Source organism: Haloprofundus marisrubri (assembly GCF_001469955.1).
GTDB classification, from domain to species: Archaea; Halobacteriota; Halobacteria; order Halobacteriales; family Haloferacaceae; genus Haloprofundus; species Haloprofundus marisrubri.
Genome location: NZ_LOPU01000029.1, coordinates 87,735 through 111,838, shown reverse-complemented (window position 1 = coordinate 111,838; position 24,104 = coordinate 87,735). Strand labels below are relative to the sequence as shown.

24 protein-coding genes are annotated in these 24,104 nt (G+C 64.4%); 8 read left to right on the top strand and 16 right to left on the bottom strand.

The genetic code is table 11. From position 1 onward, the window contains the following. Positions 1-8 precede the first annotated feature (8 nt). A complete protein-coding gene (locus AUR64_RS11055) occupies positions 9-833 on the bottom strand; it encodes an MBL fold metallo-hydrolase (protein WP_058582010.1) in 825 nt (274 codons plus the stop codon). Further along, positions 833-2,242, bottom strand: a complete 1,410-nt coding sequence (locus AUR64_RS11050; RefSeq protein ID WP_058582009.1) for an ATP-binding protein — start codon at positions 2,240-2,242, stop codon at positions 833-835. Before AUR64_RS11050 ends, AUR64_RS11055 begins: the two co-directional genes overlap by 1 nt. A 193-nt stretch (positions 2,243-2,435) precedes the next feature. Between AUR64_RS11050 and AUR64_RS11045 the strand changes: the two genes are divergently transcribed. The 3 genes from AUR64_RS11045 to AUR64_RS11035 all read left to right on the top strand — a co-directional run bounded on the left by AUR64_RS11045 (position 2,436) and on the right by AUR64_RS11035 (position 5,083). Continuing rightward, a complete protein-coding gene (locus tag AUR64_RS11045) occupies positions 2,436-3,569 on the top strand; it encodes a thiolase family protein (RefSeq protein WP_058582008.1) in 1,134 nt (377 codons plus the stop codon). Positions 3,570-3,691: 122 nt separating this feature from the next. After that, complete coding sequence (locus AUR64_RS11040) at positions 3,692-4,330, top strand: hypothetical protein (protein WP_058582007.1); 639 nt, start codon at positions 3,692-3,694, stop codon at positions 4,328-4,330. 129 nt (positions 4,331-4,459) lie between these two features. After that, positions 4,460-5,083 (top strand): hypothetical protein, encoded by a 624-nt coding sequence (locus AUR64_RS11035; protein ID WP_058582006.1) that lies wholly within the window; start codon positions 4,460-4,462, stop codon positions 5,081-5,083. Positions 5,084-5,118: 35 nt separating this feature from the next. Here the strand turns inward: AUR64_RS11035 and AUR64_RS11030 are convergent, their stop codons facing one another. From AUR64_RS11030 to AUR64_RS11010, 5 genes are all read right to left on the bottom strand, one after another. Next, the gene (locus tag AUR64_RS11030) at positions 5,119-6,792 is read right to left on the bottom strand and encodes an aldehyde ferredoxin oxidoreductase family protein (protein ID WP_058582005.1); all 1,674 of its coding nucleotides are present in this window, start codon (positions 6,790-6,792) and stop codon (positions 5,119-5,121) included. Positions 6,793-6,833: 41 nt separating this feature from the next. After that, a complete protein-coding gene (locus AUR64_RS11025) occupies positions 6,834-7,487 on the bottom strand; it encodes a cyclase family protein (RefSeq protein WP_058582004.1) in 654 nt (217 codons plus the stop codon). Between the two features lie 82 nt (positions 7,488-7,569). After that, the gene (locus AUR64_RS11020) at positions 7,570-9,438 is read right to left on the bottom strand and encodes a cation:proton antiporter domain-containing protein (protein ID WP_058582003.1); all 1,869 of its coding nucleotides are present in this window, start codon (positions 9,436-9,438) and stop codon (positions 7,570-7,572) included. 153 nt (positions 9,439-9,591) lie between these two features. Next, entirely contained in the window at positions 9,592-11,565 is a 1,974-nt protein-coding gene (locus tag AUR64_RS11015; RefSeq protein WP_058582002.1) for an AMP-dependent synthetase/ligase, read from the bottom strand. Between the two features lie 111 nt (positions 11,566-11,676). Continuing rightward, complete coding sequence (locus AUR64_RS11010; protein WP_058582001.1) at positions 11,677-12,591, bottom strand: MBL fold metallo-hydrolase; 915 nt, start codon at positions 12,589-12,591, stop codon at positions 11,677-11,679. Between the two features lie 134 nt (positions 12,592-12,725). On the opposite strand from AUR64_RS11010, the gene serS reads away from it, so the two are divergent. After that, positions 12,726-14,108: a serine--tRNA ligase gene (gene serS, locus AUR64_RS11005; RefSeq protein WP_058582000.1), complete on the top strand. Its 1,383-nt coding sequence runs from the start codon at positions 12,726-12,728 to the stop codon at positions 14,106-14,108. 9 nt (positions 14,109-14,117) lie between these two features. On the opposite strand, the gene AUR64_RS11000 is transcribed toward serS, so the two are convergent. Continuing rightward, complete coding sequence (locus AUR64_RS11000; RefSeq protein ID WP_058581999.1) at positions 14,118-14,456, bottom strand: nuclear transport factor 2 family protein; 339 nt, start codon at positions 14,454-14,456, stop codon at positions 14,118-14,120. Positions 14,457-14,683: 227 nt separating this feature from the next. Between AUR64_RS11000 and AUR64_RS10995 the strand changes: the two genes are divergently transcribed. Continuing rightward, the gene (locus tag AUR64_RS10995; RefSeq protein ID WP_058581998.1) at positions 14,684-15,187 is read left to right on the top strand and encodes a DUF367 family protein; all 504 of its coding nucleotides are present in this window, start codon (positions 14,684-14,686) and stop codon (positions 15,185-15,187) included. An 84-nt stretch (positions 15,188-15,271) separates the two neighbouring features. Here AUR64_RS10995 and AUR64_RS10990 read toward each other — a convergent pair whose 3' ends face one another. Together AUR64_RS10990 and AUR64_RS10985 are read right to left on the bottom strand one after the other, a co-directional pair. After that, a complete protein-coding gene (locus tag AUR64_RS10990) occupies positions 15,272-15,676 on the bottom strand; it encodes a DUF5518 domain-containing protein (RefSeq protein ID WP_058582695.1) in 405 nt (134 codons plus the stop codon). Between the two features lie 86 nt (positions 15,677-15,762). Beyond that, positions 15,763-16,125: a DUF5518 domain-containing protein gene (locus AUR64_RS10985; RefSeq protein WP_058581997.1), complete on the bottom strand. Its 363-nt coding sequence runs from the start codon at positions 16,123-16,125 to the stop codon at positions 15,763-15,765. 176 nt (positions 16,126-16,301) lie between these two features. Between AUR64_RS10985 and AUR64_RS10980 the strand changes: the two genes are divergently transcribed. Further along, the gene (locus AUR64_RS10980) at positions 16,302-17,318 is read left to right on the top strand and encodes an NOG1 family protein (RefSeq protein WP_058581996.1); all 1,017 of its coding nucleotides are present in this window, start codon (positions 16,302-16,304) and stop codon (positions 17,316-17,318) included. Between the two features lie 352 nt (positions 17,319-17,670). On the opposite strand, the gene AUR64_RS10975 is transcribed toward AUR64_RS10980, so the two are convergent. The 4 genes from AUR64_RS10975 to AUR64_RS10960 all read right to left on the bottom strand — a co-directional run bounded on the left by AUR64_RS10975 (position 17,671) and on the right by AUR64_RS10960 (position 21,152). Beyond that, a complete protein-coding gene (locus tag AUR64_RS10975; RefSeq protein ID WP_058581995.1) occupies positions 17,671-17,856 on the bottom strand; it encodes a hypothetical protein in 186 nt (61 codons plus the stop codon). Between the two features lie 334 nt (positions 17,857-18,190). Beyond that, positions 18,191-18,907, bottom strand: a complete 717-nt coding sequence (locus tag AUR64_RS10970) for an SIMPL domain-containing protein (protein ID WP_058581994.1) — start codon at positions 18,905-18,907, stop codon at positions 18,191-18,193. A 54-nt stretch (positions 18,908-18,961) separates the two neighbouring features. After that, positions 18,962-20,377, bottom strand: coding sequence for a TIGR00341 family protein (locus tag AUR64_RS10965; protein WP_071391268.1), 1,416 nt, complete (start codon positions 20,375-20,377; stop codon positions 18,962-18,964). 64 nt (positions 20,378-20,441) lie between these two features. Further along, positions 20,442-21,152 (bottom strand): 5-formyltetrahydrofolate cyclo-ligase, encoded by a 711-nt coding sequence (locus tag AUR64_RS10960; protein WP_058581993.1) that lies wholly within the window; start codon positions 21,150-21,152, stop codon positions 20,442-20,444. Positions 21,153-21,297: 145 nt separating this feature from the next. Between AUR64_RS10960 and engB the strand changes: the two genes are divergently transcribed. Together engB and AUR64_RS10950 are read left to right on the top strand one after the other, a co-directional pair. Next, the gene (engB, locus tag AUR64_RS10955; RefSeq protein WP_058581992.1) at positions 21,298-21,924 is read left to right on the top strand and encodes a GTP-binding protein EngB; all 627 of its coding nucleotides are present in this window, start codon (positions 21,298-21,300) and stop codon (positions 21,922-21,924) included. Between the two features lie 109 nt (positions 21,925-22,033). Next, positions 22,034-22,318 (top strand): hypothetical protein, encoded by a 285-nt coding sequence (locus tag AUR64_RS10950; protein WP_058581991.1) that lies wholly within the window; start codon positions 22,034-22,036, stop codon positions 22,316-22,318. Between the two features lie 35 nt (positions 22,319-22,353). On the opposite strand, the gene ddh is transcribed toward AUR64_RS10950, so the two are convergent. Both ddh and AUR64_RS10940 read right to left on the bottom strand, forming a co-directional pair. Beyond that, on the bottom strand, positions 22,354-23,280 hold the full coding sequence (gene ddh, locus AUR64_RS10945; protein ID WP_058582694.1) for a D-2-hydroxyacid dehydrogenase: 927 nt from the start codon (positions 23,278-23,280) through the stop codon (positions 22,354-22,356). A gap of 344 nt (positions 23,281-23,624) precedes the next feature. Next, positions 23,625-24,029, bottom strand: coding sequence for a DUF5518 domain-containing protein (locus AUR64_RS10940; RefSeq protein ID WP_058581990.1), 405 nt, complete (start codon positions 24,027-24,029; stop codon positions 23,625-23,627). Positions 24,030-24,104 lie beyond the last annotated feature (75 nt).

The following is a 24,104-nucleotide window of genomic DNA, read 5'->3' as shown; positions in this document are numbered from 1 at the left end:
AATCGGAATCAGAGGTCGTACTGTTCGCCGTCGACTGCGAGTGGCTCCTCGAACGCTTCCTTGGCCGGGTAGAAGTGCGACGTGTGGACCAACCGAGTCTGCTTCGCGTTCAACTCCTCGGCCATCGAGAGCGCCCCCTCGCGGGTCATATGCTTGTGGCCGAACGTCCGCGGGACGCCCTCGTCGTCCTCGTGGCGGCCGCCCGCCGGGTGATGCTCGCAGAGCGCCGCCGGGACGATGGCGTCGGCGAGAAACAGGTCCGGGTCGGCGAGCGCCGCCCGCGAGTCCTCGGGGATGTCGTAGTTCGTGTCGCCCGACAGCGAGAGTTTCGTCCCCGTCTCGGGGTCGGAGACGACGAGACCGTAGCAAAGCAGCGGCGGATGGTCGACGGGGACGAGCGTCACGTCGAAGCCGCAGACGCGAAACGATTCGAACGGCGTCACCGCGTGCACCGTAATTCGGTCGAGATAGTCGAACTTCGAGCGCACCGTCTCGGCGACGCTCTCGCCCGTCTTCGGGTCCGTCTCGTCGGCGGCGTACACGGGCAAATCGTCGAAAATGCGGTAGGCGTTGCCGAGGCCGTCGAGGTGGTCGAAGTGGATGTGGGTGATGACCATCGCCTCGGGCAGCGGCACGTCGTGGGAGAGAAACTGGCTGCGGAAGTCGGGGCTGGCGTCGACGAGCAGCGACTCGCCGGTGCGGTCGTTCTCGACGTGAACCGAGAAGCGCGAGCGCTCGATACCGCGTTCGCGCGCCGTCCGACAGGTGTCGCAGTCACACCCGACGGTGGGGGTACCCGTCGTGTCGCCGGTTCCGAGGAGGGTGACGCGCATCAGTGCTGGTGGTCGTGCGCGTGGTCGTGGTCGTGGTCGTGGTCGGCATCCGGCGACTCGCCGTTGCCCGCGATGAGCGAGTCGGAGTCGTCCATCATATCCATGTTCTTCAGGTTGTCCCGCTCTTCGAAGTCCTCGACGGCGTCGAGGATGTCCGCTTGGGTGAGCGACATCCGTTCTTCGGTCAGCGCCTCCAAGACGGCCTCGCGGAGCACCATCCGGAGGTCGCTGCCGGTGAGACCTTGGGTACGGGCGGCGACCGATTCGGGGTCGAACTCGGCGATATCCATCCGGTTCGTGATGACGCGGAGGATGTCCGCGCGCATCTGTCGGTCCGGTTTGGGGAAGTTGACGATTTCGTCGAAGCGTCGCCACGCCGCCGAGTCGAGTTGGTCGGGGTGGTTCGTCGCCCCGATGAGCAACACGTCGTCGCGGATGAGCGAGATGTCGTCGATGCTCTTCAACAGCGTGTTGACCGCGCGCTTGAGCGCCGCGTGTTCGTCGCTCCGTCGCGTTTTGGCCACGGAATCGAACTCGTCGATGAAGAGGATACACGGCGAGAGTCGTTTGGCGACCTCGAACGTCTTCTCGACGTTCTTCGCCGTTTCACCGAGATACTGCGAGGTAATCATCGAGAGTTTGACCTCGACGAACGGGAGACCGAGTTCGTGAGCGAGCGCACGCGAGACGGTCGTCTTCCCGGTTCCGGGTGGGCCGACGAACAGCAGTTTACCTATCTCTCGGAGGCCGATTTCGGCGAGGTAGTCGCGGTGTTCGATGGCTTTGACGATTTTGCCGATTTCGCCCTCCTGGTCGGCGGTGAGTACGAGGTCGTCGAGCGTCATCTCGATTTCCTCGGGCGCACGGACGTGGACGAGGTCGAGCATCTCCGAGTCGCCCTCCTCGTCGTCGGTGTCGAAGTACGCTTCCAGTAGGCTGTCAATCCAGACGCGGTCGGCGTGAATCGGACGGTTTTGCTCGCGGGCTTCTTCGTGGCTCACGTCGATTTCGTCGCGGCCTTCCGCGACGAACGCGAGCGTCGGGTTCGTGACGAGGCGGTCACGGTCGGCGCTCTTGAAGAACCACTCCAGCGCCATCTCCGGTTGGGTGAACGAGAGCGTACCGGAGAACTCCGTTCGGTCGGTGAACAACAGGTCCGAAACCGCCTCCCAGGGGCGTTCGACGCCGGTCGCGGTCTGGGCGTCGGTTTCGGTGACAGAGAGGGGACGTTCGACGCCGCCGAGCGGTTCGACGCCGTCGGACTCGGTGTCGGAGGCGTCGCCGTCGCGCTCGGCCCAGAAAACGCGCCGATAGCGTGGTGGGAGGTCGTTCTCGTCCAACTCCCGGTTTTCGTTGTACACGTGAGCCGTGAGAAGGAATTCGACGACTTCGAGAGCCGGGCTACTCATCCCCGAGAATTAGCTGCCAGAGCGTCTTAATACCGTCGAACCCGCTCCGAATCGCCGCGTTTGCTCCGGGACAGAGACGTTCGGAGGGAACGCACGCAAAGGTCGACTGCCGGTCGACGACTGTCGGATAAACTCGGGTTCTCCGACCCTCGGTTCTCCCACGTTTATCAGGATAGACCCCGGAGGGTCAGATATGCCAACACCAGTCATCGCGGCGGCGCGACGAACCGCACAGGGCAAGGGCGGCGGCGTCTTCGAGGACGTCCGCAGCGAAGACCTCTCGATTCCGCTCATCGACACCATCCTCGACGAGACGGGGCTGTCGGGCGACGACGTCGACGACCTGATGTGGGGCGTCGCCCAACAGCGCGGCGAGCAGGACAACAACGTCGCGCGCGTCATCGCGTTGCTCTCGGAACTCGGCGAGAACACACCCGCGACGAGCATCAACCGCTGGTGCGCGTCCTCGATGCAGGCCATCATCAGCGCCAGCGACGCCGTCGCGGCGGGTAATCGTGACGTCGTCGTCGCCGGCGGCGTCGAGAACATGTCGCGGGTGCCGATGGACGGCGACTCCTACCAGCACCTCCACCCGGAACTCTCCGAGCGGTACAACGTCTTCCAACTTCAGATGGGGATGACCGCCGAGAAAGTCGCCGAAAAGTACGACGTGAGCCGAGAAGCGCAAGACGAGTACGCGCTCCGCAGCCACGAACGCGCCGCGGCAGCGACCGACGAGGGCTACTTCGCCGACCAAATCGTCCCCATCGAAACCGACGACGGCCTCGTCGACGAGGACGAAGGCATCCGCCGCGACACGTCGCTGGAGACGCTCGCAGGACTGTCGCCCGCGTTCACCGGCGACGGGAGCGTGACGGCGGGTAACTCCTCGCAGATTTCCGACGGCGCGGCGGCGACGCTCGTCACCAGCCGCGAGTTCGCCGAGGACCACGGTCTCGACATCATGGCCGAAATCGGCACCAACGCCGTCGCGGGGGTCGACCCGACGGTGATGGGTATCGGCCCGGTCCCGGCGACGCGAAACCTCCTCGAACGGAACGGCCGCTCCATCGACGACTACGACCTCGTCGAACTGAACGAGGCGTTCGCCTCCCAAGCCGTCTACGCCCGCAGCGAACTCGGCATCGACGACGAGAAGTACAACGTCAACGGCGGCGCAATCGCGCTCGGCCACCCGCTCGGTGCCAGCGGCGCACGCTTGCCGGTCGGTCTCGTCCACGAGATGATTCGTCGCGACGTCGACCGCGGACTGGCGACGCTCTGTGTCGGCTTCGGTCAGGGCGCAGCCATCGAGTTCTCGCGGTAAGACCGCGGAAACCACCTCTTCGGCGACCGACGAGTCCCCCGGAAGCGAGCGACGGAGTGTAAGCCACCCAAGATACTGTGGCCCGAGATTTTTCCAGTTGGGCGTTGGCGTTCGACGTAGAGATGAGCCGGAACGAGCGGACACGACGTGCTGGAACGAGCCGACGAGAACTGTTACGTGGCGTCGGAGTCGGTGCGCTCGGTCTCACCACGATAGGTGCGTCCGCCGCGGTCGGGTCCGCACAGACGGCGACGGTGACTGCGGCTATCTCGGACGGAGCCCCGTCGTTCAGCGACGATGCGGACTACACCGGCCTGTTCGTCCATCTGCGGGGCGTCTCGAACGACCAGAGCGTTTCGAGACTGGAGAGTTGTAGTTTCTACGGCGGCGACGACGAGCCAATCGTCTACGTCGCCCGCTTCATCGACCGAACCACGGAGGACCACCCGAGCGAGGAGACGTTGCTGTACGGCATCGAAGGAACCGACGAACTCGGCGTCGGGAACCTGTACGTGGTGAACAGCCAGCAGTCCTGTGATGGCCCACTCATCGAACTGGAACTCGAATCGGTCGGTGCGAGTACGATAAACGTCTCGACGAGCGCTAGCGACGCCGAGTCGAGTCCCGAGACCGACGGGGGAGACGCCGGTGGGGAGACGGCGGAGTCGACGGAGACGACGACACCCGGGTTCGGTCCGCTGGCGGGGGCGGCGGGCGTCGGTGGGGCCGCCCTGTGGTTCAGTCGGAGAGACGACGAGTAGTCTCAGTCGTACTCGTCTCGTCGGCCGCGTCCACACTGGCCGATGCTGACTGTCACCGCCGTCCGTATTCGCCCGCAGTGAGAGACGTGCTACCGCTTATTGTGATGGCGGCGTTCTCTCCGACATCAGATGACGGAGGCACACGAGACGGTAGCGAGCGTGACGCGGCGACAGTTGGTCCGGGCCGCCGCGTCGGGGTCCGGGACGACAGCCGTCGGCCCGGCGTTCGTGGTGGCTCCGAACGACCGGCAGACAGACACGACGACAGTGACCGCAGAGGCGATACTTCCCGAATCGACGGACCACAAGCGCGACCACGTCGGTCGACTGGTCCACGTCGTCGGCCGTCTCACGGAGGACAGCGCTACTGACGTCGTCGACGACGAAACTCGCCCTGACGGGCGACGACTCCAGCAGTACGAAGCCGTCTTCGTCGAACCCGCGACGACCGACGCCGCCAGCCGAACGAGTTGTGCCGACCTTCAGGTTCTCAGTACGACGCCGCTTCAGGTGGGGTCGTTGTTCGTCGTCGAACGTACTCGGCGCGAGTCGGACCGCATACACGTAACCCTCGAACCGGTCAGCACGAGTCGAACCGAACCGGAGCAGTCGACGGGAGAACACGGCGCCACCGTTTCGGCGACCGTCGACCGCTGCAGAGGGGTGACCGCTGCGGGCGTCGAAACGTTGTCTACGCTCGCCAGCGTCTTCGCGGTGGTGTACGCGTTCGGTCGGCGAGTCGGTAGTCGCTAGTCGAAAGTCGAAAATCGGGAGTCGAAAACCGACGGTCAGTCGTCGGCGGGAGCCGATTCGGCCGACCCGGGAACCGTCCCGTCGCTCTCCCATCCTCGCACCTCGTAGTACTCCGAGAGCGCGGCGTCGAACGACGGCAGGTCGTACGGCACCGTGTCGTCGTCGCGGTCGAAACCGCGGGCGTTGTTGAACGCGCGTTCGAGTTCGACGACGCGAGCGCCTATCTCCTGTAACTCCTCGTAGGGCGCTTCGAGCAGCGTCGAGAGTCGCTCCGGCGAGAGGAAATCTCTGGAGAACTTGCAGGCGACGGCGCTGTCGAGCACTGCGTTGTGGTTCTCCTTCTCGACGACGAGGGCCGCTTTCCCGTCGAGTCCTTCGGGGGCGACAGCCTGGTCGCGGGGGACCAGCGGGTACTCCTTGGCGTAGAACTCGGCGTACATGTGGTCGGCACCGCGGTTCGAGGTGGCGAACGCGAGTCCTTGGCCGTTGAGGTGGCGGCCGTCGTGGGCGGGGAACTCCATGCCCTTGACGCTCCAGTTCTCGACGCCGAGTTGCTCGTGACAGCGGGCGACGCCCTCCGCGAGCGTGTCGCCGACGCCCTCGCGGTACGCGATTTTCTCGACCAGTTCGTGGACCAACTCCGTGTTGCCGAACTCGTCTTCGCTGGCGAGGTACGCAGACACCGTATCGCCACAGGAGATGGTGTCCATCCCGAGTTCGTCGCAGAGTTGGTTCGACTGCATCACGGCCACGAGGTCCGAAACCCCCGCGTTCGCGCCGAACGCCATCACCGTCTCGTACTCCGGGCCTTCGGTCTCCACCCCACTTTCCTCGTCACGGGTCGGGAGTTTGCAGGCGAACGCACAGGCCGAACAGGTGCCGCGTTTGTACTTCTTCTCGGCGACGGCGTCGCCGCCGATATCCTCCGCACCCTCGAAGGAGAGTTCCGAGAAGTACCGCGTCGGCAACGCGCCGACGTGGCTTGCGTACTCGGTCATGCCCGCAGTCCCGGATTTCTTCATCGGGTGGTCGGCGGTGGCCGCCTCGCGGTGAACGTCGGTAGTGACGTCCACGAGGTCGAGCGTCGGCGCGGCGTCGCCGTCGAACGTGACGAGTTTGACGCCTTTCGCGCCGAGCACCGCTCCGAGACCGCCGCGGCCGAACGCGCGACTCTCGGAGGTGATGATGGAGGCGAAGCGAACGCGGTTCTCGCCCGCGGGACCGACACAGAGGGTGTGCTCGGGGCCGAAGTCGTGAGCCTCCTCGACGTACTCGGTGACTTCGCTGGTAGTTGCGCCTTCGAGTTCCGGCACCGTCTCGAACTCGACGCCCTCGTCGGTGACGTGGACGGCGAGCAACTCGTCGCTCGTGCCGGTCACCTCGACGGCGGCGTAGCCCGTCGCCACGAAGTTCCGCGAGAGAAAGCCGCCAGCGTTCGAAGAGAGCAATCCGCCAGTGAGCGGCGAGAGACCAGTCGCGCTCATCCGGCCGGTGAAACTCATCTGCGAGTGCTGCAGCGGGCCGGTTGCGAAGAGGACGCTGTTTTCGGGGCCGAACGGGTCGGCGTCGGTCGGAATGCGGTCGGCGGCGAGTTTCGTGCAGACGCCGCGGCCGCCGACGAACGCTTCGAGTACGTCGTCGACATCGACGGTCTCGGCGGTTCGCTCGCCGACGTCGACCGAGAGCAGTGGTCCCTGTGCGTGGTGCATACTCGCGCTTTCGGGGACTCTCTGATAAACGTTCGTGAACGTCAGTTATTCACTGCAAACTCGCTTCGTTCGGCGACGGTGCGGACGGGCGACCCGTCGACGCTGTCGAACGACAGCGGGTACGCGTGGAGACGGAATCGGTCCGGGAGGTCGGAGCGGGTGGGGTCCGAGAGTCGAAGGTTCTCGAAAATCAGTCGATTGCGCTCCAGCAGCGCGTGGTGGGCGGGGAGGTCGGCGCTGCCGAACGGGTCGGGGCTGGCGCAGTCCAGTGCCACGTCGTAGCCGCGGTCCGCACACCACGCGGCCGCATCGGGCGAGAGAGACGGATGGTCGTGGTACTCGTCCGTTCCCCAGTAGCGGTCCCACCCCGTCTGGAGGACGAGTAGTTCCGATTTCGGAGACGGGTCTGCGGTTTCGAGCGCCGCAGTCGAAATCGTGGCCTCGACATCCAGTGGTCTGAGGTCGACGAGTTCTGCGTTCAGACGGAAGCGTGAGACCGGGAACGCCGAGAGCGGGTCGCCGTCTTCGAGTACGTGCGACGGCGCGTCGACGTGGGTACCGGCGTGGGTTCCGAGTCGGAGGTCGGTGACGCGGTAGCCGTCGTCGGCGTGGGTCGCGTGCGGGTCGACTTTCACTGGTGGGTCGCCGGGATAGACGGGCGTAGTCGAGGAGAGCGGATGCGAGAGGTCCCACATGAGTCGACGTTCGAGTGAGGGGAGGAAAGTCGTCGTGGTTAGCGACAGTCAGAACAGGACCGAAGCGATGCGACGCTATCCGTCACTCGTCGCTCGGGTGAATCATCGCCATGGCGGCTTTGACGGCGTCGTCATCGCCGAGTAGCGTCACGCGGTCACCCGCTTCGAGCGTGAAGTCGGCGTCCGGAACTTTCGCGTCGCCGTTACGCGAGACGAGGGCGACGAGACAGCCCTCCGGCAGCTCCGGGCCGAGGTCCCGGATGGTTTTGCCGACGAGTTCGTCGGAAGTTATCTCGACTTCTTGGACGTCACCGGAGCGTCCGACCTCGCCCATCCAGTTGGCGAGCGCCGGGCGCTCGATGTAGTTGTCGATGGCCTGCGCCGTCGCGTACACCGAGGAGATGGTCCGGACGCCGAGGTCCTCGAACGCGTCGACGTTGTCCGGGTTGTTCGCCCGCGCGAGAATCGTCTCGGGGGCGAACTTCGAGTTCGCCAGTTGCGACACCAGCAGGTTCACGTCGTCGTCACCGGTGGCGGCGACGACGATTTTGGCGTTGGCGGCCCCCGCGGAACGAAGGACATCTGTGTCGGTGCCGTCGCCGACGTGGACGGTGAACCCTTGGTTGCGGGCGAGTTCGACCATCTCTTGGTTTGCTTCTATCAGTACGACGTTCTCTCCACGGGCTTCGAGGCGTTCGGCGAGCGCTCGGCCCACCTTTCCGCCTCCGATAACGAGTACACGCATTGGTATCACATCGAGGTATTCCGCAATCTGCCGCGCGAAGCCACCCTCGAAGACGACGGTGATGAGGATGACGAGGAAGACGGTGCCGACGAGGACGTTGGCCTCGGGGTTCAACCCCGCAGCACGCAGTTCGATAGCGAACAGCGTCGCGACGGAGGCGGGGATGATACCGCGGGGGGCGACGAAGCTCATGAACAGCTTCTCGTTGCGGGTGAATCGGTCGCCCCGCGCGGAGACGAACACCAGAAGCGGTCTGATGACCAGCATGACGAGCGCGACCACCAGAAGCCCCCCCAGCCCCAACTGAATCAGACTGTTGAAGTCCAGAAGCGCCGCCAGCGTGATGAAGACGAACGAGAGCACCAGCAGCGTGATATCGCCTTTGAAGTCGATGATATCTTTCTCGTAGGGGATGTCGGCGTTGCCGAGGAGGATGCCCGCCGTCGCAACGGCGGCCAACCCCGCCTCCGTCGAGATGTAGTCGGCCGCACCGTAGGCAGCGAGCGCACCCGCCAACACCAGCAGGCGAGCGTTCTGCGGCGCGTTACCCGGCGAGAGGTCGACGTACCGGAGTGCGTAGTACAGGATACCGGCGACGACGGTTCCGACGAGCAGGCCGACACCGAGTTTCGCGGTGAACAGTCGCAGCAACTCCGTCGGGTCGGAGATGTCGAGGAGGATGGCCTCGAAGACGACGATGGCCAAAATTGCCGCCGTCACGTCGTTGACGATGCCTTCGGTCTCCAGCGCCGCTTCGACCCGGTCGCGGGCGGGGACGACTTCGAGAATCGGCGTGATGACTGTCGGACCGGTAGCGACCAACAGCGCGCCGATGAGGACCGCGACGAGCCACCCGGTTCCGAGTATGAAGTGGATAGCCGCCGCCGTCCCCACGAGTGCGATGAGCGCACCGACGGTCACCAACCGGAGCGTCGCCGCAGGAGCCTCGCGCAGTTTGTCGACGTGGAGGTGAAACGCACCCTCGAAGACGATAATCGCCACCGAGAGGCCGACGATGGCCGACAGCGCGTTGCCGAAGGAGTCGGGCGTGACGACGCCCAGCACCGGACCCATGACGATACCGGCAGCGATGAGAAACAGCACGCTCGGTATGCGGAACCGGTCCGAGAGTATCTGTGCGAGCACGCCGACGCCGATGATGGTGGCGACGAGCGGAAGGAGATTACCTGCCCCCTCAGCGGCCACTAGCGTCCCTCCATGTGATTACCGCGTTGGTAGGGAGGAATATAACTACGGCTGTTTCGGCGACGGGTCGGCGAGGCACGCACGAGCGAGTGAATTGCGTTCTGAAACACGAATCTGGCGAGTCGAAAACGGAGGAGTCGTCGGGTCTCTCGGTCAGTTCGCCGCCTGCGGTTCGTACAGCAGGTCGACCTGGTCGGCGTATCGGTCGAGGATGTTCCGGCGTTTCTTCTTCATCGTCGGCGTCATCAGGTCGTTGTTCTCGGTGAACTCCTCGGGGACGAGGCGGAACTGCTTTATCTGCTCGTAGGACTCGAACTGCTCGTTCGCCGCTTCGACTTCGGCTTCGATGCGCTCGTACACCCGGTCGTTTCGGCAGATGGCTTTCGGGTCCTCGGGGAGGTCGATACCCTCTCGGTTCGCCCACTCGCGGACGCCGTCGAAGTTCGGCACGACGAGGGCGCTGATGAACTTCCGGCCGTCGCCGAGCACCATACACTGCTCGACGAGGGCACTGGAGGCGAAGGCGTCTTCGATGGGACCGGGGGCGACGTTTTTGCCCGTCGAGAGGACGAGAATCTGTTTCGCGCGTTCGCGGAAGGCGATGTAGCCGTCGGGACGAATCTCGACGACGTCGCCGGTGCGGAACCAGCCGTCCTCGTCGAACGCCTCCTCGGTTTCGTCGGGGCGGTTCCAGTACCCCTGCGTGACGTTCGGGCCTTTGACGAGCAGTTCGCCGACGTCGCCGGCGGTCGATTGCTGGGTCTCCTTGCCGACGACGGCGTCGTCGACGCGGACGTCGACGTCCTGAACCGGCAGACCGATAGTGCCGATTTGTGGGTTCTCCGGTGGGTTGACGGCGATAACAGGTGAGGTTTCGGTCAGCCCGTAGCCTTCGAGAATCGGCAGTCCCATCCCGTGATACAGCGCGCAGAGTTCCGCCGAGAGGCTGCCGCCGCCGCTGATGAAGAAGTCGATCTGACCGCCGAGCGCTTCCCGTACCTGGTCGAAGACGAGTCTGTCGGCGACGCGGTGTTTCGCGGTCAACAGGGTTCCCGGGTTCTCGGTGGTGTGGTACTCGCGGCCGACGCCGGTGGCCCACTCGAAAATGCGTTCTTTGACGGGCGATTCCGACGCTTGTGTCCGAATCGCGTCGTACAGTTTCTCGTAGACGCGCGGGACGCTCGTTCCCACCGTCGGCCGGACGAGTTGGAAGTCCTCGCGGAGCGTGTCGGGACTCTCCGCGTAGGCGACGGTCGCCCCTGCTGCGAACATGAGGAAGTGCCCGGCGAGACGCTCGAAAACGTGCGCGAGTGGCAAGAACGAGAGCGTCGTCGCCTGCGGGTCGATGACCGGCAGGTCGCCTTTGTCGCGGCGTGGGCCGAACCGTCGGTAACACTGGTTGACGTTCGAACGGAAGTTCCAGTGGGTGAGTTGGACGCCCTTCGGTTGGCCTGTCGTGCCTGAGGTGTAGATGAGACTCGCCAGGTCCTCGGGTTCGCGGCTGTCGAGCCACGACTGGTACGCTTCCTCGTCGAAGACGGCCGCCCCGCGGTCGTGGAGGTCGCCGAGCGTCAGGATGTCGTCGCGGTCACGCACTGCCCCACCCATCCCGCTGCCGTCGGCGAGGTCGTCGACGACGACGATGAACTCCAAGTCGAGTTCGTCTTCGACTGCCAGAACCTTCCGGAGCAACTCGGCGTTCTCGACGACGACGGCCGAGGCGTCGGGGTCACCGAGCAGGTACTCCACCTGTCGCTCCGACGAGGAGGTGTAGACGGTGGTGACGACCCCGCCAGCGGCGAGCACCGCGAAGTCGGTCTGTGCCCACTCCATCCGGGTGTGACAGAGGATACCGACTCGGTCGCCGGTGTCGAGGCCGAGGTCACGGAAACCCGCCGCGAGGTTGCGGACGATGTCGCGCATCTCCGCGTAGGTGACGGTGCCGTACTCGTCGGCCGACGCCGCCGGCACCACGTTCGGCGCGAGCGACCGGTCGTAGATACCGCCTTTGTACCGCTGTGCGATGCGGTTGGCGTTTCGTCCGGCGCTCTCCTCGAACATCACGGGGAGCGTCGTTCGACCGATGACCTCGCTGTCGTACGCCGCTTCCGCGTCCCGCCATTCCATACCACGCAGATACGGTATCCCACATTTAAAAGAATGTACGTTTGCGAACACGACAACGCGTCGTGCGTTGTACGGGATTGAACGCAGTGGTCGAAGACGTCGACGAGGTCGCTACTCGGACTGTCCGTCGCGGTAGTCGAGATAGCCCAACACGCCGCGGACGTTCAGTCGTTCCTCGGCCGTCGCTTTCCGTTTACCCCACGTATCGACCATGTCTGTGTGTTCGACGAAGTGGTCGATGACTGCCTCGTCGTCGAGTTCCTCGCGTCGCTGTCGAACCGCCTCGACCCACTCGACGAGCACACGTTTGTACTCGCTCATCAGTTCCTCGGAGAACTCACAGGGGCCGAAGTGACCGAAGCACAGCACCTCGGGGTCGCGTTCGACGATGGTGTTGACGTCTTCGAGACACTGTTCGAGGTCGAACTGCGAGGGTGGCGACGTCTGTCGAATCTTGTTCTCGGCTGGCACCCAGATGCCGGCGGCGTCGCCGGTGTAGAGTGCGTCGGTCGACCGGTCGTGGAACATCACTTGGTGGGGCGCGTGGCCCGGCGCGTGAATCACGTCGAGCGTCCGGTCGCCGAGGTCGATTTCGTCGCCGTCCTCCAGTCCGTCGATGCGGTCTTCGGGGACCGGTTCCGGTTCGACGTAGAACTCCCACTGGTCTTCGACGGCGGCTTTGGTTCCTTCGACGAGGCGCGAGGGGTCGACGAGGTGGCGAACGCCGATGTCGTGGCAGAGAACGGTTGCGTTCGGACACGCCTCGGCGAGAAAGCCGGCACCGCCGGCGTGGTCGAGGTGGACGTGTGTCGGGAGGATGTACGCCACGGCCTCGGCGTCGATACCGACCTCCTCCATCGCGTCGAGGATGCGTTCGTAGTGGGTGCCGATGCCGGTGTCGAGTATCGCAGGTCGGTCGGCGTCGACGAGATAGACCGACCCGTACGATTCGGTGCCGTACATGCCGGTGTCGACGTAGTAGGTGTCGTCGATGCCGGGAACAGGAGTGACGTCGCCGATTGCCATGTACCGTTGGTGCTCGCGGCGGGCAAAAGCGTTCGGACGCCGGCGGTCCTCCCACTGAACTCCCGGAGGCGACGATGAGACGACGGCACACGGATGCGACACGGTTTTGCCGGGGCCGACTGAATCTCGCACAAATGCTCAGCAGACAGTACCTCCGGGAACACGCCGAGGAGGTCCGGACCGCCCTCGACCAGCGAGGGATGGACGACGTCGACCTCGACGGAATTCTCGATATCGACGAGGAGTGGCGCTCGCTCAAAAGCAAAGGCGACGACCTGCGACACGACCGAAACCAAGTGTCGAGCAAAATCGGCCAACTGAAAGCCGAAGGAAAAGACGAGGAAGCCGACGAGGCAATCGCCCGCTCGCAGGAACTGAAGACGGAACTGCAGGACGTCGAATCGCGCGCCGACGAACTCGAAGCGGAGTTGCAAGAGGCGCTCTTGGAACTGCCGAACGTCCCCCACGAGGACGTGCCCGTCGGCGACGACGAGGAGGACAACGTCGAGGACCGCCGCTGGGGCTTCGACGACCTGCGCGACCTGCCCGACGAGGTGACGCCGCACTACGAACTCGGCGAGGACCTCGACATCATCGACGAACAGCGCGCCGCGAAGACGACCGGGTCGGGTTTCTACTTCCTCAAAGGCGAGGGCGCGATGCTCGAACACGCGCTCATCCAGTTCTTCCTCCAGGTACACCGCGAACAGGGTTACGTCGACCTGTTTCCGCCGATTCCGGTCAAGAGCACGTCGATGGTCGGCACCGGCCAGTTGCCCAAGTTCGCCGAGGACGCCTACCGCATCGGCGGCGGCGAGACCGACGAGTACGACGACGACGACCTGTGGCTCTGCCCGACTGCAGAGGTCCCGGTGACGAACATGTACGCCGACGAGATTCTACTGAAGGACGACCTTCCGCTCAAACACCAGGCGTACACGCCGAACTTCCGTCGTGAGGCGGGCGAACACGGCACCGAAACCCGAGGTATCGTCCGCGTCCACCAGTTCAACAAAGTCGAACTCGTCAACTTCGTCGAACCGTCGGAGAGCTACGACCGTCTCGAAGCCTTGGTCGAGGAGGCCGAGGAAGTGCTGAAGCGACTCGGTCTGCCGTACCGGGTGCTGACGCTGTGTACCGGCGACCTCACCTTCGCGTCGGCGAAGACGTACGACATCGAGGTGTGGGCACCGGGCACCGAGAGCGACGACGGCCCCGAACGTGGCGGCCGCTGGCTGGAAGTGTCGTCGGCGTCGAACTTCGAGGAGTTCCAAGCGCGACGCGCCGGCCTCCGCTACCGGCCCGAGCGTCACGAGTCGGCGGAGTATCTCCACACGCTCAACGCGTCGGGAACCGCCGTCGGTCGTATCATGGTCGCACTGCTGGAGTACTACCAGAACGACGACGGCACCGTCACCGTACCCGAAGCGCTCCGTCCGTACATGGGCGGTCGCGAAGTTATCGAAGGCCACGAACCGGTCGGCGAGAGCGCCGTCGGTGCGGGCAAGAAGGACTAACCTTCCGAATCAGTCTTTCCGCGCGAACGTCCGGAGTTCGACGACGACACCGTCTTCGAACCGGTGGATATCGACGAACTCGAACAGTCGCTCGCCGTCGGCGTCCAGCAGACGACCGCGGACGACGAGTTCCGTTCTGTCCTCGTTTTCGTACACCTCGTCGAGTTCGTGACTCGTGTCCTTGTTCGGCCGGTCGTCGCGCATAAAGGAGACGAACGCCTCCCGGTCCTCCAGCGTTCGGTCGGGGCGGTCGTGGACGAACGCGGGCGCGAGGAGGTCCGACAGCGCCGAGTAGTCGTGCTCGTCGAGCGCCGAGTAGTACGCGCGGACGACGGCGGCGTGGTCCATGTACCGTATCTCGAAGCGGCGCAGTATGATGGTTTTGGCGAACAGGCGAGCGACCAAGCTCCTGATTGTCGCGCGCCGGATGCTCGCGCTCCCGCCTCGTCCGGCGCGCGGCGAGTCGTCAGGTCACGAGTCGAGGTGGTCCCGTCATCGAACATAAACGCTCGTCGCCTGCGTATCGTTCGACCGACGAACGAGGCGCTTTTCTTCGCTCGTCGTCCACTTCCGGTGTGGAGCTTCACGTCCGGTACGAGGGTGACGACGACCCGACCAAATGTACGGCGAGGAAACTCGCCCGATTCGACCTCACAGAGTTACACCGCACCGACCGGGCCGCCCCTCGCGGCGTCATCCTCAACCCCCACGCAGACCAGGCGCTGTCGCCGGCGGACGCACCGCGGGCCGAAGACCGGGGACTCGTCGCACTCGACTGCTCGTGGGAGTCCGCCGAACGCGCGATGTTCACCCTCGGCGGCATCCACCGCGCCCTGCCGTTTCTCGTCGCCGGCAACCCCGTGAACTTCGGGCGGCCGATGGAACTGACGACGGTAGAGGCACTGGCGGCGGCGCTCTGTATCTTCGGTCAGGACGCCTACGCCGAGGAGATTCTCTCGAAGTTCACGTGGGGTCATACGTTCTTGGAACTCAACGAGGAACCGCTGCGGCGCTACGCCGAGTGCGAGGATTCGGCGGAAGTCGTCGCAGTACAGGGCGAGTATCTCGACCGGGAGTGAGCGGGTCGCTCCGCGTGGAGACGTAATCTGGCTCGGGCGTCGTTCGGGTCGAAAAGTGAGGAAGTCGAAGTCGTGTTGTAGTCGTCAGCGACCGGCCGGCTGGGTCCGGTCGGCGGGCGACGAGCGGTTCAGCATCGCGCCGACTGCGCCACCGACCGCGCCGGGGATGGCGTAGAGGCCGAGGTACAGGAGGCCGACGAGTGCGACGGTGAAGCCGACGAAGCCGAAGAGAACCGTCCCGAAAACGGCCAGCACCGCGTAGACGAGTATCGCGCCGATAGTGGTGGCGACGATACCGTTGACCGCGCCGTTGCCCATCCCGCGACCCGCGACGTAGCCCGCAGCGAGGCCGCCGACGATGCCCGTGAGACCCCATCCGATGACGGGGAGTGTGAGGTCGGTCAGTGGAATCGAGTTGCCGCTGAGCAACCCAAGTACCAGCGTGACGACGAATCCGAGTCCGATTGCGCGCCAGTTCAACTCTGCCATGGCAACGAAGAGAACGCGACGCAGAATATTGAACTCGTTTGAGGATTTCGCGGACACTCTCGAAAATCGGTGAGAGAGGCGTCGAGTCAGCCTTTCACCCACGCACCGACCGCACCGGCGAGGGCGCTGTCGATGGCGAACAGAAGCGTAATCACTGCGCCGACGACGAGGATGCCGCCGCCAGCGACGAGGCCGCCGAGCGGGCCGCCGGCGAACCCGAGCAGGCCGCCGAGCAGTGCGACGAAGATGGTGAGCGCGATACCGGAGATAGACCCGGCGACGAGGCCGTGCCACGCCCCGCGACCGAGACCACCGCCGGCGAGATAGCCCGCGGCGAACCCGCCGATGAGGCCCGCACCGATCTGTCCGAGTATCGGTACCGAGAGGCCGACAGCACCGACAACGAGGAGAACGACGAAGCCGACACCGACCGCACGCCAATCAGTCATAGGAGATGTAACGTCGCGGGCGGGCAAAAACGTCGTGCCGGTCGGTGTCGCGTCTCGAAGCAGTTCGCGTTGCGTCCGGGGGTGAACTCACACTCGCAATCGAGTCGGCGTGAAACGTCGGCACACGGGCAACACGAACGGACGCCCTTTAGTACGCCCGTCGTCAAGAACCCAGCATGATTTTCGAGAACCTTCCGACGACGCCCCGGTCGGAGGAACTCATCGACAAAGCGTTCTCGCGGGCGGCGCGGGCCGGACGGGCCAAATCGGGCTTGGAGGCCCAAGAGTCGATGCTCCAGACAGCGGCGAACATCCTCTCGGACAACGTCCAGAACGTCGTCACGGCGTGGCCGGACTTCGAGACGGTCGACCCGTTCTACTACGAACTCGCCGACGCGGTGCTCCGCCGACAGGGGACGTTCGCCTCGAAGAACGACGACCTCGAAGGTGACGGCGGCGTCGACACGCTTCGCCAGAGTCTCGCCAACCTCACGTGGGCCGGTCGCCAAATCAAAGAGCTACACCGCGAGTACATCTCGAAACTCCGCCGTAGCAACGTCGACACGGCACGAAAACACCGCAAACAGGCGTTCGCGCGGATGGCCGACATCATCGAACAGGTCGAAGAGGACCTGCTGCGCGTCAGCGAGGCCCGCGACGCCCTGAAGAACCTCCCCGACGTGCGTCCGGACGAACCGGCTATCGTCGTCGCCGGCTACCCGAACGTCGGGAAATCGTCGTTCGTCAACCGGGTCACGCGCGCGAGCAACGAAATCGCGTCGTACCCGTTCACGACGAAAGGCGTGCAGTTGGGTCACTTCGAGCGCAACCGCATCCGCTACCAGATTATCGACACGCCCGGTCTTCTGGACCGTCCAGAAGCCGAGCGCAACGACATCGAGCGGCAGGCGGTCAGCGCACTCGAACACCTCGCCGACGCCGTCCTGTTCGTCGTCGACGCCAGCGGCGACTGCGGCTATCCGCTCGACGCACAACTCGAACTCAGAGACGAGATGCAGGGGCGCTTCGAGGTGCCCGTGCTCACCATCTGCAACAAAAGCGACCGCTCGACGGACGTCGACGCCGACGCGTTCATGAGCGTCACCGAAGACGAGGGAGTCGACGACGTACTCGACATGGCTGTCGACGCCGTCGGCTTCGAACCGGACATCCCGCCGTCGCGTCGGGAGTAGTCCACGTTCGGGGTTCTGCCGAGAGTCTCAACAGTTCGCTATCGGAAAAGAACGTGATTGAGTGGCGTCCGATCGACAGTCCACCGCCGGGTCAGGTCATCCGGGCGTGGGTGTACCGGGTCCCGTCGGCCGGTCGTCGTCTCTGTCGCCACGGTTGAGGATTGCATCTCGAACCCGTTCAAACGCCGATTTGTCCGTGCGTGTGATGGGTGAGTGCATACTGCATGACAGGTTGTGGAGTGTCACACTTAGGCCTAGTGGAGCAACTACTCGGCGCGGTGACTGTACACTCAACCGACAGAGCTCGTCGTCGTTCACCGGAGCTGACTGCTCGTTCGCGGTGCTACGGCCACTACCGATTCGGACGGGTCTCGGGCGAGTTTTGTCGTTCCGTCAGCTCTCGATGCTTGCCGCGTCGATACAGCCAGAACAACACGAGAAGCGTCACCGGGAAGAACACGATTGCGAGGAGTGCAGCGGGCGGAAACAACACGAAGAGCGCGAACGTCCGCCACGAAACGAGCGTGTCGCGGGCCATACCGTCAGCTACGAGTCTCCGAATGTAGTTCTTGGGAGTTCCACAGCGCCGGGGGCAGAGCGTCGAAGTGGTAGTACGGGTGGATGAATTCGAGCGATGAGGCCGCGTCGGCGGGGTGTCTGGAGGGGAACGGTGGAGAGGGATAGCGTCAGCGTGGGACCACAGACGAACGGTGGAGGAGGCTGGCGTCAGCGGGGCAAGCGGAGGGGCGGGCGTCAGTGAGGGGAGTGGAGGAACGAACGTCAGCGGGGAGTGGAGGGACGAACGTCAGCGGGCAACCAGTTCACTTCGTCGTCTAATTGGCCGTGTACGTCGCTTGCATCGTCACGGCCGCCTAATTGGCCGTGTACGTCGCTTGCACCGTCACCGTGACGGAGACAGGACCCGGCCGGACGCTAGTGGATGCCCCACCGGCGTCGCTGGCCATCTCGTACCGGGGCGAGTAGGGGTCGCTCGCACCGTTGGTCGAGAGCGTCCGAACCTCACCGAGTTCGAGACCCGCAGCGGAAGCGAGACTCGACGCCTCGGTTTCGGCGTCGGCGACGGCGGCGTCAATGGCCTCTTCGCGGAGTTCGGCGCGCTTCTCGTCGCTCAGCGTGAACTGAACACCGTCGACGCGGGAAGCACCGTTGTCGATGGCGACGTCGATGAGTTCACCGGCGCGGTCGGGCGTGGTCTCGACGCGGTAGGCGTGGCGGGCGGTGTAGCCGACGACTTGGGGTTCCTCACCGCGGTGGTCGTACTCCGGTTGGACGGCGTAGTACTGGGTCGTAATCGCGTCTTCGGCGACACCGGCGTCGACGAGCGCCGAGACGAGCGTGTCGGAGCGGTTGGCAGCGACATCACGCGCCTCGGCGGCGCTGTCGGCGCGGGCCTCGATGGTGACCGAGAGAACCGCGAGGTCCGGGTCGGCGGAGGCCTCACCCGTGCCGGAGACGGAGATATGCTGTCCGTCGGCGGCGGCGGGCGACGAAGAAGTCTGGAGCGGTGCGAGACACCCGGCCGTCAACAACGCGACGGCCAACACGACTGCTGGGAGGCGTAAACGCATACCAGTAGATAGTCACCTGAAACTATCAATCCGCGCTAAGCACAAAGAGCCGTTTTACATACCGCTCGGGGACGCTCGTGGACGTATCGACGCGTCCAGAAAATCCGCCTGTGTTCCGTTCTCCGTCCCGCTCTGCGTCCCGTTCGTCGCGGGCGCAGTCGACCGGTCGACGCCGATGTATCTGACTTCGACGGTCACCTCCTCGGAACTGACGACCCCGAACGGCGCGTCCGTGTTCGCCTGAATTCGCGTAGCGATGTCGTCTGCGACCGACGGCGGGTCCATGCCGACCGGATGGCCGACAGTAACGACGACGCGCCGCGGTTGCCGGAACGGAATCTCGTCGTCGTACTGCACCTGCAGGTTCAACCGCGTGAGTTCGTCGTGGTCGCTCAAGATTGCGTCGACGGAGGTACGCGTCGTCTCCTCGAAGCTACTGGTCCGGAAGCTCGCGTAGGTGACGCCGCCGAGAAACGACGAGAGCACGAGAATCGCCAAGCCGAGCGCCGCGATGCGGCGGAACGTGGCGTCTTCTGCGCTGGGGCGCTGAAACAGGTTGACCGGGCGGTAGCCCATGTACCACAGCACGCCGAGGGCGGTGAAGTTGATGGAGATGAAGTTGACCAACACGAGCACGAGCGACCCGAGAACGGTGGCCGGACTCCCCCACGCGATGCCGATGCCGACGACGGCGATAGGCGGCACGAGCGCCGCCGCAATCATCACGCCGACGAGCGCCGCCGAGACGCCCGAGGAGATACTGAGCGCACCCGCGACGCCCGCACCGAGCGCCACCGCCAGCGAGAGCACGTCCGGCGCGAGACGGAGGCGCACCTGCTCGACCTGAAACACTTCTTGGACGCCGAACGGTACGACGCCGGTCAGTCGGAGAACGAGCGCGAAAACGGCGGCGCTGACGATGGCGAGAACGCCGCCCGTGACCTGTTGTCGAACGCCTTTGATGAACAGGTCGCGGTCGTTGACGACGCTGCCGACGCTCGTCGCCATCGCCGGCCCCACGAGCGGCGCGATGACCATCGACCCGACGATGACCGCCGCGTCGTTGAGCAGCAGTCCGGCGGTGGCGACGACGGCGCTGATTATCGTCATCGTCACGAACACCGGCATCTCCGGGGCGAGTTGCTGCGCCGACGCGATGAGTTCCTCACGGGCGATTCGGTCGCCGTTTTCCTCCTCCTCGTCGTACTTCTCTCGAAGTCCGTCGAAGCGCCGCGAGATAACCGTCTCCGCGTCCAAGACGACGGTGTAGGCGTCGCGTTCGATACCCGCCTCGCGGAGTTTCTCCAGTACCGGTTCGACGGCGTTCGTCGGGAGCGGTATCGAGACGATAGCGATGTACTCGCGGCCGCTCGTCTCGTCGGAGAGCGCGTAATCTATCCCCTCGTCGTCGAGGAGATCCAAAATCGCCTCCCGCTTGCCTGCCGGAACCATCACCTGGACGAGTCGCACACGTAGCCGTCGCAGCGAGAGGGCAAATATCCTGAGGCGCGAACCGTGTGGCGAGACGAACTGTTCAGTTCGGTTGCAATCGCTGCAGTACCGGGATTTCGGCTAGTTTCTCCTCGCCGAGTGCGTCCCAGTCGACGCCGTCGGGGCGCGGGTACGTCGTCTCCGTTCGGACCGTCCGCTCGGGCGTCACCACCACGTCCAACGGCACGTCGTGGGCATCGGACGTCACCTCGTCGTCGGCGACGACCTGCAACTCGTGGACCGTCGTCGTCACCGTCGTCTCGTCGTCGACGGCGCCGAGTTCGGATAAGACCGCGAACTCGAGGTCGCTGTAGCCTTCGCCCTTGCCGACGCGCGCCCCGCTTTCGGTGACGGCGACGCTCCCGGCGACGATGCAGTCGATGTGCGGCACCTCACCGGGACCGACGGGAACGCCGTGCTTTGCTGAGCCAGAGATGGTCGTCGCGCCGTCGATATCGTCTATCTCCGCGGGGTCGAGTTTCAGAAACGGCTTCTCGTCGCGGAGTCGCGGCACCGCCATGTACACCACCTTGCCGTCGCGCAGCGCCCGCCGTCGGACGGGCAACTGTGGCGCGTCGGGATTCGATTTTACCGTCTCCGCCGCCTGCCACTCGTCGGTGTCGGCGAGTCGTCCGGCGGCCTCGCTGGCTCCGGCGAAGTTCGTGATTCGTCCCTCGGGTGGGTACGGAAACCGGTTGACGCCCTCGGCGTCGAGAGTGGTCCAGATTCGCTCGCGCAACGCCTGTTTCTCCATTACTCGACGGTTGGCGCGGCGGTGTCAAAACGTTCGGGCATCCGGTCACCGCCGGTCGACGCCGGTCGACGAGTGTACCGCACGAGCAGGATAGGCCGAAAACGCGTCCCGCGTCGTTTATCCGCCCGAGCGAAGTAGCGAGGGTATGTTCGAGAACCGACCGAACCGCGACGCCGAAGTGGTGTTCGTCGGCCGGTCGAACGTCGGGAAGTCGACGCTGATGCGCGAGTTGACCGGTCACAGCGGGTTCAATACTGGAAAGAAACCGGGCGTAACCCGCAAGCCGAACCACTTCGACTGGGCCGCCGAGAGCTTCATGTTCACCGACCTGCCCGGGTTTGGCTTCATGTCCGGCGTCGAGGAGGGTCGCCGCGAGCAAATCAAGACGAATATCGTCCACTACATCGAGGACAACGCCGACTCGATTCTCGCCGCAGTGCTGGTCGTCGACGGTAAGAGCGTCATCGACATCATCGACCGGCACACGAACGACGAGGAGATTCCCCACGACGTGGAGATGTTTTACTTCCTCGAGGAACTCGACGTGCCCGCCATCGTCGCCGTCAACAAGATGGACAAAGTCGACGACAGAGACGAGCGACTGAACGACCTCTGCGACCGACTCGGCCTCTTTCCGCCGTGGGAGCAGTGGGAGGGCGAAGTCGTCGCACCCATCAGCGCCAAACGCGGCAGCATCGAACCACTCAAAGAAGCTCTCAGATTCCACTTCCACGAGGCCAAGCGCGACGACCTGTTGAAGTTCGTCAAGTAATCCCGCGAATCGGCCTCCATAGTTGCGGTTTAATCTGTTTCTATATAGCTAAAAATACCCATATGCGATTTATGGTCCTCGGTGCTGTTCTCACTGCGCCGGTGAAACCATGGCCACGAAACAGACCGAGACGAGACTCTCGAACCGACTGCCGAACGAACAGTACACGAAACTCGCCGACATCGCCGCCCGGGACGGTCGCTCAGTCGACGACCTCCTCGCCGAGGTAGTCGAGGAGTACGTCCATGCGGACGAACCGACCAGCGATAGCGGAATGAACGGCGACGTTGAAGCGAACGACGACGCCGAATCGAGTGTCGTCGACGACGCAGACGAAACGGAGGAACAGCTCCACCCGCAGACCCGCGTCGGCCGTCACTCCAGCTACTTCTGAGACCACACGGTCTCGTCCGCCGGCGGTCGCGGCGTTCAGACGACCCGATTGAGCATCTCCTCGTTACGGGAGACTCGCTCCGCGTTCTCTCGAATCAGCCCCGCGATGTCGTGGTGGTACTCGTTGGTCATCGCGCCGACGTGCGGCGTCGCAACGACCTGTTCGAACTCCCACAGCGGCGACTCCTCGGGGAGTGGTTCGTCGGCGAACACGTCGAGGCCCGCCCCTGCAATCTCGTCGTCGCGGAGCGCCGCAATCAGCGCCTCCTCGTCGGCAACGGGACCGCGCGCGACGTTGACGAGATACGCATCCTCGCGCATCGCCTCGAACTCCGAGGTGCCAACGAGACCTTCCGTCTCCTCGGTCAGCGGCGTCGCAAGCGCGACGAAGCGCGCGTCGGCGATGGCATCGACGAGACGGTCCGGCGTGTACACTTCCTCGACGCCGTCGACGGGGTCACCCGAGCGTCGGACGCCGACGACGTTCATCCCGAGACCGTTCGCACGTTCGACGATACCCTGTCCGAGCGTTCCGAGACCGACAACGCAGATACGCTCGTCTTCGAGAGTGAACGGCCGTTCGTAGGGCAGGCGCGTCCACTCGCCTCGGTTCTGCGCGTCGCGGTAGACGTGGAGGCCGCGGGCGAACGCCAACAGCATCCCGGCGACGGTTTCGCCGATGGTCGTCCCGTGGATGCCGGTGCTGTTCGTCAGTGCGACGCCCGCCTCCTCGTAGGCGGAGACGTCGAACTCGTCGTAGCCCGCCCGGATGCAGTGGACCCAGTCGGCGTCGAGAAAGCCCGTTCCGGGGCCGAAGGCGGCGACGGCGTCGCCCGAGTCGAACTCCGCGTCGTTTTCGACTCGTTCGACCGATACGTCGAGGTCCGACAGCGACTCCGCGAGCAACGACGCCGGAAACGCCTTTTCGACCGACTCGTGGATAGCGATTCGAGAGAGATTCACACGCGATACGTCGGAGAGGGCCGTCCTGAACGTTTCGAGGGCGGTTGGATTCGCCGGTGTCGTCGCTGCCGGAGTCATCGCTTCGTGGTCGCACGGGACTCGGCGTGAGGGCGGCGGCAGAACGTTCCCAAGAGCGGTAGTCGTGGCGACTACGCTGGTTCGTATCGAGATGGTGGCTCAGTGTAATTCGTCATCACAAGGGGCTAAGTGGGGGTAACTTTCGTCATCGCCACCACCAGTCCGTTGCCGATAGCGACTGATGAACCTCTCGTTTCGAGCGCGGCCTGGTGGTCGATTCGAACCTCTCTCTTGGACCCCTCTCCCTGAGCGAAAAAATTGGATGGTTAGCGGCCCGCCGGTCGGCCGGTTTCTGTCGGTTCACTGCCCTTCAACAGTGCCCCGACGGCCCCGCCGACTGCACCGGGAATCGCGTAGAGTCCGAGCACCAAGAACGAACCCAGGAACACTGACAGCCCCACAACTCCGAAGAGGACGGTCCCGAGGACGGCGAAGAACCCGAGGACGAGTATCGCGCCGATAGTCGTCGCTAAAATGCCGTTGACCGCTCCGTTCGAGATTCCGTGCCCCGCCATGTAACCGGCAGCGGCACCGCCGACGAACCCCGTCAGCCCCCAGCCGATGACGGGTATTACCATATCTGTGAACGGGATCGTGTATCCACTAATGAGTCCGATGATTAGTGTCACGACGAACCCCACCGCAACTGCGCGCCAACTGACTTCTGCCATGACAATTAAATGTACCGTATCTGAGTTCTTAAACTAGCAGTAGTATTTGTGAAGAATATCCCCGCGCAAGTACAG